Genomic DNA, 12,651 nt, shown 5'->3' on the forward strand with positions numbered 1-12,651 from the left:
CACGAATTCCCAGGCGCGATTGTCTTCCTCCGCGCCGATCCAAACATCGAAATTAGCGCTGATCCACGAGCCGGGGAATATGTGGTCAATGGTGGACGGTTTAATGCGCGCGAAGGCTTCGCTGACCGTGATCGCCTCCATTTTCGGGTCGGCTGAAATGCCGGAATAGAGCTCGCGGAAAAAGGGGCGTCCGTTGCGGTCGTAATACTCCCAGGCATTCTCCCCGTCAAGGATGATCGGCGCGAGCGCATCGCGGCCCGAGTTCAGAATCGGCGCGCAATTTTCACGGATGCGCGTCAGAAAATCACGCGCGGCGTCGCGTGAATTCATCCCCGAATAGACGAAGCCGATGAGATCACTCATCAGGTGATCGCGGAAAATGACGCCCATTTCGCGCGAGCCCTGCTTCCATTTCCACGGCCGGTAGGTTTGATCGACGCCCGCGCCCTGGCCCAGCGTGCGTTCGAGAATGCCGTTGTCCGTGGCCGCCCACTGAAAGCCGGCATCGGCCGCTATGGCGAAGACCTCGTCGGAAACTGAACCTTCCGACGGCCAGAGTCCCACCGGCGCGACCCCGAACAGAGAAGTCATGTAAGTTCGCGCCATCTCCAGTTGCACCCGCGCGTCCTCCGGGTACTGAAACGTGGCAGGCAGCGGGACGCCGGGATGAGACACCCGCGCGATGTCCGAGTTGCACAGCAGCGGAAGGATGGGGTGGTAGAAAGGCGTCGTCGAGATCTCGATCTGGCCGCGCTCCGCCAGCTTCTTGTATTCGGGTATGGTTTGGCCGATCAGTTCGCGTTCTTTAACACCCACTAAGGCCTGATCGTCCACATTGAAGTCCCGTCCTTTACGGATTAGACCGGCGATCAGCGCATCATCCTCCTGGTAATACTCATCGAACCACGCAAGCTGCGAGAGTACCTGCAGATCGCGAAACTCCTGCGGTCCGAAGATGCCTTTGGATGCGGGCGATTCGCGCTGCGCGCGGCAGGCATCGTATAACTCGCCGTACCGCGGGTAGCGGTAAATCATGCGGGAAGGGTTCGCGTGAAAGAACTGCTTCAGGATGAATTGCTGCTCATCGTTCGTCAATGTCTCGGCCGGCTTGAGCGCGAGCTGAAGGAAAGGATCGCGCGCTTTACCGGCCGCGTAATCTTCCACTTGGACCAGCATGGAAGGAACCAGGTTGAACGTTTGCCGAATGGCGGGAAACTCCTCTAAGATTCGCGCCATTCCGTAGTAATCTTTAAGCGCATGCATGCGCGTCCAAGGCAGCTTGTACTCGCCCGAGAGTAAGTCCTTATAGAACGGCTGGTGCATGTGCCAGAGAAAGCACAGATAGATACGCGGCATTATCGATGGGCTACGATGCTATTGCCTTTGATCGCGCGCCAGAGTTCCGCGTTCATCTCAGCATCGTCGTTGAGATCGGCGTCGCGCAGATCGAGATGCGCTTCGGCGCCGCTTCCCGCGCGAGCTGAATTGCGGACGTTCAGTGGTGTTTTCGGCTGCTCGGCCGTGTAGGCCGAAGTGTCGGGCGACATCTGAAAGACGGCGCTCATGGCCGTCGCTCCCGCATCGAATTGGGTCATCGGCCGTATGCCCAAAAGCAGCTCCATGGTGCGCAGGATCGAGGTGGTGTTGTACATGGTGCTGTCCACCTGATGGCGCCTTACAAAAGGTGAAATCACGAATGCGGGTGAGCGGTGCGAATCGACGTGATCCGGACCATTCTGCGCGTCGTCTTCCACGATGAAGACCGCGGATTCAGCCCAGAACCGGCTCTTCGAAAGCGCTTCGATAAGCATTCCAACAGCGAGGTCGTTATCGGCCGCGGCGCTGAGGGGCGCGATCTTGCCCGGCGCGAGACCGGAGGTGTGGTCATTCCCCATGCGAACAAAGAGGAGTTGAGGCATGGAGCCGCTTTTCTCAAAACCCTGAAGTTCCCGGATGAACTCCTTGGCGCGTTCGACATCCGGGTAATCCAGATCGAATCCGCGATATCGCATATCGGTGACGGGGACAAGTTGTGGATCATAGACCTTATCGATCTGCGTTCCGTCGGCCGCGGCGGTCGCCTTGTTCTTCGTCCAGTAGCCGTAATTGCGCATGGAAACACCGGCCATGTGCGCGTTGTTCCATAAGAAGCCGGCCGGCGGGAGCGCCGCGGGCTCACCGCCTTCGAAGCTATAAGTCTTGCGGCGGCCGCCGTAGTTATTGGGCCACATTTTTTCGACATAGTCATTGGCTATGGCCGAAGTGCTCCAGTTATGGCCGTCCGCACTTACATCGGCATTCACATAGAAGTTATCCAACAGGACGAACTCGCGCGCCAGCTTATGCAGGTTCGGTGTGACGTTCTCGCCGAAGAGAACTAATGAAGGATCGCCGTTGCCCTCGCGCATGTCGCCTAAAACCTGATCGTATGTGCGGTTCTCTTTCACGATGAAGATGGCGTGTTTGATGCCGGCAGGCAAGGCCGGTTTCGCTGCCAGCTTGCCATCGTTGTACGCCGCGTTAGCAATCACCGTGTCCGAGTAAGTATTCAACTGGTCAGGCGTCGGGGGAGCGATGAACGACACAGTTCCTTTCTGAATGAACGCGACATATTGATAAGTAGGATCGTCGGCCCGATGCGACCGCGCGACCGCCTTTGTCGGATTGGGACCCATCGGATTGGCATGTGACCCCAACCCACGCCCATTTACGACCACAACTGTGCCGTCGCTCAATGCCCGCACTGCCGTCGGATACCAGCCCACCGGAATAAATCCCGTAAGTACGGTTTTCTCCTGCGACAGATCCACCTGCGCCACCGCGTTCGCGTTGGAACAGACCACATAGAGCGTCTTCGCGTCGGAGCTAAGGGCGAGCGCCGACGGAGTCATACCGAGCGGCTGCAGTGGCGTCATCGCAATGTTGATCGTTTCCGCATGTTCCAAACCGCCTTCGCTTACCGTCACGCCGAAGACAGAGTTGGTATTAGCCGCTGCGATATAGATCCGGTCCCCGTTGGCGCCGTGCCGCCAGATCATGTCCGTAGGATGCGAACCTAGACGGATAGTCGTAGTGATCGAGTTATCCGAGGCAGAGTATTCGGTAAGTGTTCCATCGGCCCAGCTGGTCACGAAGTAACTCTTGCCATCCGGCGCGAACAGGATGCGGTACGGGCGCCGGCCCGTCTTCACATGGTCGACCACGAATCCCGTAAGCGGATTGATAATAGCCAGGGAGTCCTGGTAAACGTCCGCCGCGTACAGCATGCGGCCATCGGGCGAGAAGCACACGTCGCCGATGAAATCGTCGTCGGTGCGTTTGGCCGGGTCGACCGCCGGGAACATCCTGGGTGAAGTCAAATGGCCGTCGGCGAAGGCGAATTCGAGAACTCCGGCTTGCGATCCTCCGCCCGCGTAAACGTGGTCACCTTTCGGATTGAAGGCGAGCCCGAGCCAGCCGTCCTTTATCGGAGTGCGGCTCACCTCTTTGCGGTCCGCAACACGAATGACACTGATCGATGGGGGCGCCGTGCCGCCATTCAACACCAGCAGATAGCGTCCGTCGTTGGATAGCGCAGTCGACATCGGAAACGTCCCTACTTCGACCTGCGTGCCCGCGGGACTCAATTTCCAGCCGCTATTCAATAAAAACCCGCCGGACGCCAGGGGTCCCACTTGAACACGCGCCGCTGGTTGGGACAGCAGAAAGCCGGACAACACACACACGGCTCCGATGGCTGGGAAGATACGCATTTCAGTTCCTCTTGGGTTTATTCGCGATACCGCTGCGCAATCGGGAAACGGCGTCCGATACCAAAGGCCTTGGTCGTTACCCGCAGCCCGGGCGCGGCTTGCTGCCGCTTATACTCGCTCAAATCAACCTTGCGAACGACGCTTGACACGACGTCGAACGGTACTTGCAGCGACTCCGCAATTTCTCTCGGGGGACGCAACTCCTCCACATAGGCCCGCAGAATCGCATCCAAAACCTCGTATTCGGGAAGCGAATCGGAATCCTTTTGATCGGGACGCAACTCAGCCGACGGCGGCTTCTCAAACACGCTATCGGGAATTGCTCCGGGATGACGCCGGTTGGCCACCCTCGACAACTCATAAACGAGCGTCTTGGGAACGTCGCTGATCACCGCGAGACCGCCGCACATGTCCCCGTATAGAGTGCAGTAACCGACGGCCAGCTCGCTCTTATTGCCGGTAGTCAGTACAATCGAGCCGAACTTATTCGAAAGACCCATCATGGTGACGCCGCGCAATCTGGATTGCAGGTTTTCTTCGGTCACATCCATCGGCAATCCGTTGAACATCCCGGATAGCGTCTTGCGGAACTCATCGTAAACCGGCGTGATCGCGATCAGTTCAAAGCGGATCCCGAGATTCCGGGCCAGAGCGCGCGCATCCGCGACACTGCCTTCGGACGAGTACGGACCCGGCATCCCGACGCCCATCACGTTGTCCGCGCCAACCGCATCCACCGCGATCACGGCCGTCAGCGAAGAATCGATGCCGCCGCTTAACCCGATCAGCACTTTGCTGAAACCGCACTTCGTCAGGTAATCGCGCGTGCCGAGGACTAGCGCCTGATACGCCGCCTCGCACTCGTCCGGCAGATCGGCGCGCAGGTCGCCGGAGCCGGTACACACGTTGGCGTACACCAAATCTTCCGTGAACGACCGCGCGGAAGCGATCACCGAGCCCTCCGCATTCATGACGAAACTCGATCCGTCGAACACCAGCTGATCGTTCCCGCCGACCTGATTCACCATCACGACCGGGAACCCGTAGTGGCGCGCCGCGGTGGCGAACATCTCATGCCGGAAGAGGCGTTTACCCATCGAGTAAGGAGAACCATTGATACTCAGCAGCAGGTCCGCGCCGAGCTGCGCCATCTCCTCCACGGGATCGAACGGATACAAACGGCGCTCCCAAAACTGCTTGTCATTCCAGGCATCTTCGCAAATCGCGAGCGCGATCGTGCGGCCGCGGAACCTGAAAATTCCGCGCTTCTCCGCGGGCACGAAATAGCGGGCTTCATCGAAAACATCGTAAGTGGGCAGCAGCGATTTGGTCTGCCGAAACCGGATCTCGCCGCCTTCGAGAAAAGCCGCTCGGTTGGCGGCGTGCTTGCCGGTGGTGGAGCTTGAATGGCCGACGTAGCCGGCAATGATCCCGATGTCGAGATCCCGCGTGCGGTCCGCCAGATCCTGCAGCGCCTGCTCGGAGGCGGGCACGAAGCTCGCCTTTTCGACCAGATCGCGTGGAGGATAGCCGGTGATCGAGAGCTCCGGGAAGACGATCAGATCGGCTTGCGCCGCGTCCGCATCGCGCGCGAACGCGGCCATTCGCGAGACATTCCCCGCGAGGTCGCCGACGGTTGCGTTCATCTGGCCGAGCGCGATCTTCACTTAGCTGACATTTTAGCGTTGAAGGGGCAGCGCCTCTCTGTGCTGACCCCGGCTACGCTCTTTCAGGAGTTAACGAAACAACCCGGATTCGGCGCGTGCGATGAATGGCGGAGAGTCCACTTAGCGATGCCTCTGCTAGCGCTTCCGCAATCAGGCCCGGCGCAAAGTCATCCATATTGCGACCCGGCGGTACAGATCGTAAAAGGCTAGCTCGCCGGTCTTTCGAAAGAACCTGGCTTTGGGAAGCACCTCTAACTTGACCCAATCGCTGCAACACGAACTCTTTCGCGGGATCGGTCAAAATCGAAATCGCCGGTTGGCTGACTTCTGGAGTTGCTCTCGCGCCGGTTATCAACACACCGGAATCGATATAGGTCCGCTTTACCAGAGAGTCTAGCCTCGAAGGCCCTTCCGCTCGGCGATCTCGGCTTCGACTGCGTTCGCGTCCAGGAACCGTGCTCCTCGGTTGCGATGGCTTCCCGCAGCACCTCGTACCGTCTCCTCAAGCTCTCCGCGTCCTCAGGATTACCCAACGGAACGGTCGTCGGCCGCCCGGCAACCAGGATTTCCCGCACGACGTCATTCGGCGACAGCCCTCGCGCCTCAGCTTCGTAGGCTTCTTGGATAACTGCACGGACATTTAGTTGCCCAAACCCGTGCTCTTGATGAAGATTTGGAGAGGCTGGCCTAGCTGCGGCGGGTTGGCTCCCGAATGATAAACGACTGTGTCAATAACAAACGTACCTCCGGTCGGCGTCGCGCTATGGCCCTCCACGAGTTCCACGTTTCCGGCGCTGCTCTATAACCGGTAAATGGGAAGCCGGCCCCACATGATCTTCAACCTATATGTCGTATTGGCCTGAACGGTGGCGCCTAGAGTTTGGAAGATAGACCCGAACGTGCCTTCTTCACGTTGGTCACTCCATCCTGCTTGCTCCACGAGTGGAAGCGCCCGGACGAGCTACTCCTCGTCGGCAGCGTCTACGGTTTCAATACTCACCCCCGAGAGGAATGCTGTGTGATCGCCTGAAGCGGCGCCGACGAACCTCAAAGCGTGGGGACCGGTCGTCGCAACTCTGAATAACCGGTTCTGTAAAGCGAAGGGCGTGTAGCTGACCAGACTCCAGCTACCAATTACGCGGTCGTCAATCAGCACTTCAACGGTTTGATCTCCGTCGAATCCGCTACCGCTGGCGTAGCGCGAACCGAGATAAAAAGCCAGTCGGTATGGCTGCCCGGCAATGAATCCAAAAATGACCTGATAAACCTCGTTCCGATCATTCTGCAAAAGAGCCGCCTGGCTGAATGGCAGACCCGCAAAGCTGGGCGGATTGAAAGCGGTATTTGGGCCAGTCAGTCCGGCTCCGGAGCCGATCGTACTGTTATATGTGTATAAAAACCCCCAACCTATACCCAGTACTCCGTTGAATGCTTGCTGTGGATACTGGCTGGTGCAATTCCCCCCGTCAAAGGACTCCAAGGCATAGTCGCCGCTGCACTGAACGGGAATATTCGAAAACCTCGGGTTGATAATGGTCAGATCTCCCGCGGAGACGGTCTGCCTTGCGGAAAGGGCAACGAGCAAAAACATTGGCGCGAAACATCGTAGGACCTTCATCGGTTCTTCCTTAGTTGGCACGTCCCTTTCGATGCGGGACTTGGCGTGCCAGGTAGTATACACCGGCAAGGGAACGATCAACTCACTCTTTGGTACGCTCGCGGTCCAGCTTCGTAGTTTTGCTATCAGCGCTCAGCTATCATCTACCGCATGCACATAGCGGCCGCGATCTCCGGCCCACTGATCATCGCGCTGATTTTGTGGGAGGCGTTCGAAACCATCATCCTCCCCCGGCGCGTCCAACGGCGCTGGCGGATCACGCGCTTCTTCTACCAGCTAACCTGGATGCCGTTCCGGGCGGGCGCGCGCCGGATCAAGAAACGCCAGCTACGTGACAGTACCCTGGCGCTTTTCGGTCCCGGATCGCTGCTTGCTCTGTTCATCTTTTGGGCCGTCGGCCTGATCGCCGGTTACGCTTTGCTCGAGTTCGGTCTCAGGCTGCCGCTCGCGCTAACCGGGGGCCTGCACGCGGGTCTCCCCACTTTCCTATATCTAACCGGATCTACTTTCTTTACTCTTAGTCTCGGCGAAGTTACTCCTAACAGTTGGCTGGCCAGGTTTATCACGGTCGCCGAGGCGGGGAATGGTCTGGCTTTTCTGGCCGTTGTTATTAGTTACCTACCTACGCTTTACTCTTCGTTCTCGCAACGCGAAGTCAATATCTCCTTGCTGGATGCGCGCGCCGGGTCGCCCGCGAGCGCCGGCGAACTGTTGCGCCGCCAGGCATTGTTCGGCGATTTCGACAAACTAAATGACCTCCTCCGAGACTGGGAACAATGGTCCGCGGCTCTCATGGAAAGCCACATTTCCTACCCGGTACTCTGCTACTTCCGCTCCCAGCACACTAACCAAAGCTGGGTAGCCGCGCTAACGGCTATCCTCGATTCCAGCGCTCTCGTGATGACCGGAATCGAAGGCATGTCGCCCTGGCAAGCCCGTCTCACGTTCGCGATGTGCCGCCATGCCCTGGTCGATATCGCGCAGGTCTTTCGGCGCGCGCCAGTTCCCATGGCGGGTGATCGGATGCCGCAGGGAGAATTCGCCAAGCTGCGCGCGGAACTCAGCGCCGCTAGCGTCAACCTCAGCGCCGACCCGAACGCATGCGCAGCTCTTAAGCAGCTGCGCGACATGTACGAACCTTACGCCTTCGCGTTGAGCGAGTTCCTGTTAATGCCGCTGCCACCCTGGACCAAGCCCGCGGATGCCAAGGATAACTGGACTACCAGCGCCTGGAAGGTTACTCACGGTTAACAGGGAGATGATTCGATCTAGCGTGTTGAGTTGTATAAGTCGCTCTCCGTGCGGTACAATTCCCGAGCACCCTTCCATCCACTTATGGCCGCAAACGGTCTCGCGCAACCCGCAAACGGTTCCTCAAAGGAACACGAGATCGCTAGTCTGCGAAGACTGTCTGCCCGCATTGGTTCCGATCTTTCCTTGATTCAGGCAAGTACGGGTAATACGTCGATCAAAGTCGACGGCGACCTTTGGATAAAGGCGTCCGGGAAGTGGTTAGCCGACGCTCGAAAGCGTGAGGTCTTTGTGGCCATGCGACTGACCGCATCAGAGATCTCCTGGCGCGCGGCGAAGAGTTGCCCGCCGGTTCCGATGCCACGACGGGCGAGTCGCTTCAGCCCTCGATCGAGACGCCGATGCATGCGGTGCTGCCGCATCGGGTGGTCGTTCATGTACACTCGATCAGCACCATCGCGTGGGCCGTTCAGCGCGAGGGGAAATCGCGCCTGACGGATCTGTTGGCCGGTTTGCGCTGGAGTTGGATTCCCTATGTCGACTCCGGTTTCGCACTTGCGCTCGCGATCCGGAACGCTCTTGCTCATCTACCCGACGCGGACGTGTTTGTCCTGGCCAATCACGGGCTTGTTATTGGCGGTCCCAACTGCGATTCCGCCATGAGGCTCCTTGGCGAAGTGGAGCGGAGGGTCGCAGCAGCGCCGCGCTGCTTTCCCGATCCGGACCTCGCGTCCTTACGAACGCGTGCTCGGAATGACGGCTGGCAACTGCCCCGAGATGGCGCGGTTCATGCTCTAGGAACCGATCCTGTATCACGCCGCATTCTCTCGTGCGGGTTCCTTTACCCGTGCCAGGCGGTATTCTTTCACGACCCCGGCATCAGCCCGTTCCTGGTGATTGAAGGCCGCGGCGTTCTGCTGGCGCGCGACATCTCGCGCACGGAGTTAGCGATGCTGACCGGTCTGGCGAACATCATCCTTCGCGTGGCGCCGGATGCCCCCATTCGCTACCTGGAAGAGAGCGAACTCCGGCGCATTGCGGCCGCGAACTCCACGCGCTACCGGGGCCTGCCGGAAAGGCATGTAAGCTGGGAGTTTGCACCCCGTTCCGATGCGCGCCCGACACCTTGATGTAAGCCATGAAGTAAGCCATAAAGTGATCCGCGCCGCAGTGGCGCTTCTTGTCACAGCCTGCGCTCCCTTAGCAGCTCCCTTAGCAGCCCCCTTAGCAGCCCAGACCCCGCCGGCCGCGCCCGATCCAGCTTCCGTGGAACGCGGGCATGCGACTTTCACCTCGGCCTGCGGCTTCTGCCACGGCAGCAATGCCAAAGGCGGCGAGAAAGGGCCTGATTTACTAAGGTCGGTCCTGGTGCTGCATGATGAAGGCGGCGAGAGCATCGGTCCGGTGATCCTGCACGGCCGTCCGGATAAGGGCATGCCCGCGTTTCCCTTCTCTGCGCAGCAGATCAAAGATATCGCTAACTGGCTGCACAGTTCGATCGCCGCGACTAAGGACCGGGATTCCTACAAGATACTGAACATCGTGACAGGCGATCCGAAAGCCGGCGAAGCTTACTTTAACGGCGCCGGGCATTGCACATCTTGCCATTCGGTTACGGGTGACTTGAAGGGCATCGCGGCTAAGTACGATGCCGTAACGCTGCAGGGCAAGATGCTGCGGCCGGATTTTTCCTGGAAGGAAGGCAATCCGCCGCACCAGGTCATTGCTCTGTCTTTTACCGTCACACTTCCGTCCGGCCAGTCGTTTACCGGAGAGCCCATGAATCTCGACGATTTCAACGTGGCCCTTCGTGATGCGAACGGCGCGTATCACTCCTTTGCTCGAACTAAGGATGGTCCTCGAGTAGAAGTCAATAACCGCCTGCAGGCGCATCTCGACTTGCTAACTCGCCTGTCGGATGCCGATATCCACAACCTGACCGCTTACCTGGTGACCCTTAAGTGAGAACTCGACTAGTACTTCCCCTGTTGGCGTCGGCAGGCGCGATGTTCGGCCAGTTACTCGACCCGGCGTTACTCACCAAGCCGCCGGTTGACGCATGGCCTACTTATCAGGGAGACTACTCCGGCCGGCGCTTCAGCACACTTGCGCAGATCAATCAATCGAACGTAAAGCATCTGACGCTGGCCTGGATCGAGCGCATCCATGTCGGCATCGGCCAAGGCGCCATTGTGGGCGGCGAAGGGCCGGTGCCGGAAGGTCCGCCGACGGATCCCGGCGTATCTACGATTAAGTCCACGCCGTTGATGGTTAATGGGGTTCTATACTTCTCGACGCCGGACAATGCCTGGGCGGTGGACGCGCGTTCCGGACGAGAGATATGGCACTACACATGGAAGACCAGGGGCGGCATCCACATTGGGAACCGCGGCATGGGGATGTACGGGAACTGGCTGTACTTCGAAACCCCGGATAACTATCTGGTTTCCCTAGATGCGCAGACCGGCAAGGAACGATGGCATACCGAGATCGCCGATGTTAAGCAGGAGTACTTCTCGACGCCTGCGCCTATTGTCGTCGGGAATCATATCTTAGTCGGCACGGGCGGCGATTCGCTGGATGTCCCCGGCTTTCTGGAGGCGCATGATCCCGAGACGGGGAAGATCCAGTGGAAATGGTGGAGCGAGCCATTGAAGAAGGGCGATCCCGGCTTCGAATCTTGGCCCGATGAGTATTCGATGCGGCACGGCGGCGGCATGACCTGGCTTCCGGGAACCTATGATCCGGATCTGCATCTTTACTACCTCGGTACAGGAAATCCAAACCCTGTACTAACTGGGAAGAGCCGCAAGGGAGACAATCTCTACACTTGTTCGATCGTCGCCCTGAATGTGGATACCGGCAAGCTAGTCTGGTACTTCCAGCCATCCCCGCACGATACGCATGATTGGGACGCGGCCCAGACGCCGATCCTGATTGATGCCGATATTGACGGGCATCCGCGCAAGTTACTCGCGCAAGCCAACCGCAACGGTTACTTCTTTCTACTGGACCGCACTAATGGCAAGAGCGTGGTAACCGCTCCCATGATCAAGACCATGAACTGGTCGAAAGGTATTTCTCCATCCGGACAACCGATCCCCGATCCGGCCAAAGAGGCGACCATAGATGGCGTTTTGGTCTCACCGGCAACCGGCGGCGCGACGAACTGGCCGCCCCCCAGTTACGATCCGCAAACGGGACTGTTTTACGTCGGCACCGTGCAGGAGTTCAGCATGTTCTATTTGACCGACACCGACCCGCATCCGGAAGGTTGGGGCGCGGCCGAACGCGGCGTGGGTGATTTCGGCGGCGATCTGGAGGCGATCGATATCAAGACCGGCAAGATCGCGTGGGATCACCACTATCCGTTTGGCGGCGGTCCAGTTGGGATGCTGACGACGGCCGGCAGGCTACTCTTCACGGGCGACGGCGCGAGACACCTGGTCGCGTTCGATCCGGCGAACGGAGACATCTTATGGCATGCCGGACTCGCGGACGATCTAAGTAATGGGCCGATCACCTATATGCTGGACGGGCAGCAGTACTTAGTCGTGGGAGCGGGAGATTCGCTGTATTCGTTCACGTTGGAGCCCTAAACTCTACTAACTAGTCCCGAAACGGGTCCGCCTCATTGCCGGCCATCGCGACGGCGAACGGTTTTAGTGTGTGGAGCACCTTCACAGTACCGGCGTGATGCGTCAAAACATCGGGAAGCCTGCGGTAGGCCATGGGGCTTTCGTCGAGGTCGCCGCCGGATACAAGCACATTACGCCGGCGAAGCCATTCATCCATTTCCTTGCGGGCGAAACGGCGCTTCGCTTCGTTTCTGCCGAACAGGCGGCCGGCGCCGTGAACAGTGGAGTAGAGAGCGGTCTTTGCTTCCGGGCTATCGACGCCCTCGAGGATCACCGCATCGTCACCCATGGAGCCGCCGACAAAACCTTTCTGTCCGGGGAACGCCGGGGTAGCTCCTTTGCGAACTACCCATAGGTCGCGTCCATCGTGCTGCTCGCGCCAGGCATAGTTGTGATGGTTATGTACCGACTCCGTTACTTCCCCGCCGATAAGTCGCCGGACACGCTCCACTACCCACTCGCGGCCGGCATAGGCGTAACGTCCGGCTAACTCCATCGCGGCAAGATAGCGGACGCCGATCTCACTGTCGTCATTCACCACCGCGGGAGGCACGTTGATTCCATCCTTTCCACCCGCGGCTTTGAGGTAACGGGTTGAGCTGGTGTGGCCAAGGCCGCGGCTTCCGAAATGAACCCCTATCCAGACGTAACCGCCTTCATCCTCCATCAGGTCGACATAGTGGTTGCCGGAGCCGACCGTTCCGAGCTGCGCCTCTGCCTTCTGC

At 59.0% G+C, this 12,651-nt stretch carries 9 protein-coding genes; 4 read left to right on the forward strand and 5 right to left on the reverse strand.

What is annotated here, in order from left to right; translation table 11 throughout:
* From H1Y01_RS11340 to H1Y01_RS11355, 4 genes are all read right to left on the reverse strand, one after another.
* Positions 1-1,356, reverse strand: a 1,356-nt coding sequence (locus H1Y01_RS11340; RefSeq protein WP_219341470.1) for a glycoside hydrolase family 57 protein, incomplete at its 3' end; no start/stop codon positions are given.
* Entirely contained in the window at positions 1,356-3,752 is a 2,397-nt protein-coding gene (locus H1Y01_RS11345; RefSeq protein WP_180540635.1) for a bifunctional YncE family protein/alkaline phosphatase family protein, read from the reverse strand. The genes H1Y01_RS11345 and H1Y01_RS11340, both read right to left, overlap by 1 nt.
* Before the next feature lie 17 nt (positions 3,753-3,769).
* Positions 3,770-5,419, reverse strand: coding sequence for an NAD+ synthase (locus H1Y01_RS11350; RefSeq protein ID WP_180540636.1), 1,650 nt, complete (start codon positions 5,417-5,419; stop codon positions 3,770-3,772).
* A 961-nt stretch (positions 5,420-6,380) separates the two neighbouring features.
* On the reverse strand, positions 6,381-7,118 hold the full coding sequence (locus H1Y01_RS11355) for a hypothetical protein (RefSeq protein WP_180540637.1): 738 nt from the start codon (positions 7,116-7,118) through the stop codon (positions 6,381-6,383).
* Between the two features lie 69 nt (positions 7,119-7,187).
* Here H1Y01_RS11355 and H1Y01_RS11360 point away from each other — a divergent pair, with 69 nt between their 5' ends.
* The 4 genes from H1Y01_RS11360 (at position 7,188) to H1Y01_RS11375 (ending at position 11,887) form a co-directional block, all read left to right on the forward strand.
* Positions 7,188-8,288: a two pore domain potassium channel family protein gene (locus H1Y01_RS11360; RefSeq protein WP_180540638.1), complete on the forward strand. Its 1,101-nt coding sequence runs from the start codon at positions 7,188-7,190 to the stop codon at positions 8,286-8,288.
* Between the two features lie 341 nt (positions 8,289-8,629).
* Entirely contained in the window at positions 8,630-9,418 is a 789-nt protein-coding gene (locus H1Y01_RS11365) for a class II aldolase/adducin family protein (protein ID WP_180540639.1), read from the forward strand.
* Between the two features lie 40 nt (positions 9,419-9,458).
* Positions 9,459-10,253 (forward strand): c-type cytochrome, encoded by a 795-nt coding sequence (locus H1Y01_RS11370; protein WP_219341471.1) that lies wholly within the window; start codon positions 9,459-9,461, stop codon positions 10,251-10,253.
* A 41-nt stretch (positions 10,254-10,294) separates the two neighbouring features.
* Positions 10,295-11,887, forward strand: coding sequence for an acido-empty-quinoprotein group A (locus H1Y01_RS11375; protein ID WP_180540642.1), 1,593 nt, complete (start codon positions 10,295-10,297; stop codon positions 11,885-11,887).
* A gap of 10 nt (positions 11,888-11,897) precedes the next feature.
* On the opposite strand, the gene H1Y01_RS11380 is transcribed toward H1Y01_RS11375, so the two are convergent.
* Positions 11,898-12,651: RtcB family protein (locus tag H1Y01_RS11380; RefSeq protein WP_180540640.1), on the reverse strand; the 754-nt coding region annotated here is incomplete at its 5' end.

The sequence above is a fragment of the Nevskia soli genome (assembly GCF_903970205.1).
In the GTDB taxonomy this organism is placed as follows: domain Bacteria; phylum Acidobacteriota; class Terriglobia; order Bryobacterales; family Bryobacteraceae; genus Bog-113.

What these genes read in the sequence shown, in the direction of transcription:
- H1Y01_RS11360 (WP_180540638.1), top strand. Translation starts at nt 7,188, where the DNA reads ATGCACATAGCGGCCGCGATCTCCGGCCCACTGATCATCGCGCTGATT.
- H1Y01_RS11375 (WP_180540642.1), top strand. Translation starts at nt 10,295, where the DNA reads ATGTTCGGCCAGTTACTCGACCCGGCGTTACTCACCAAGCCGCCGGTT.
- H1Y01_RS11345 (WP_180540635.1), bottom strand. Translation starts at nt 3,752, where the DNA reads ATGCGTATCTTCCCAGCCATCGGAGCCGTGTGTGTGTTGTCCGGCTTT.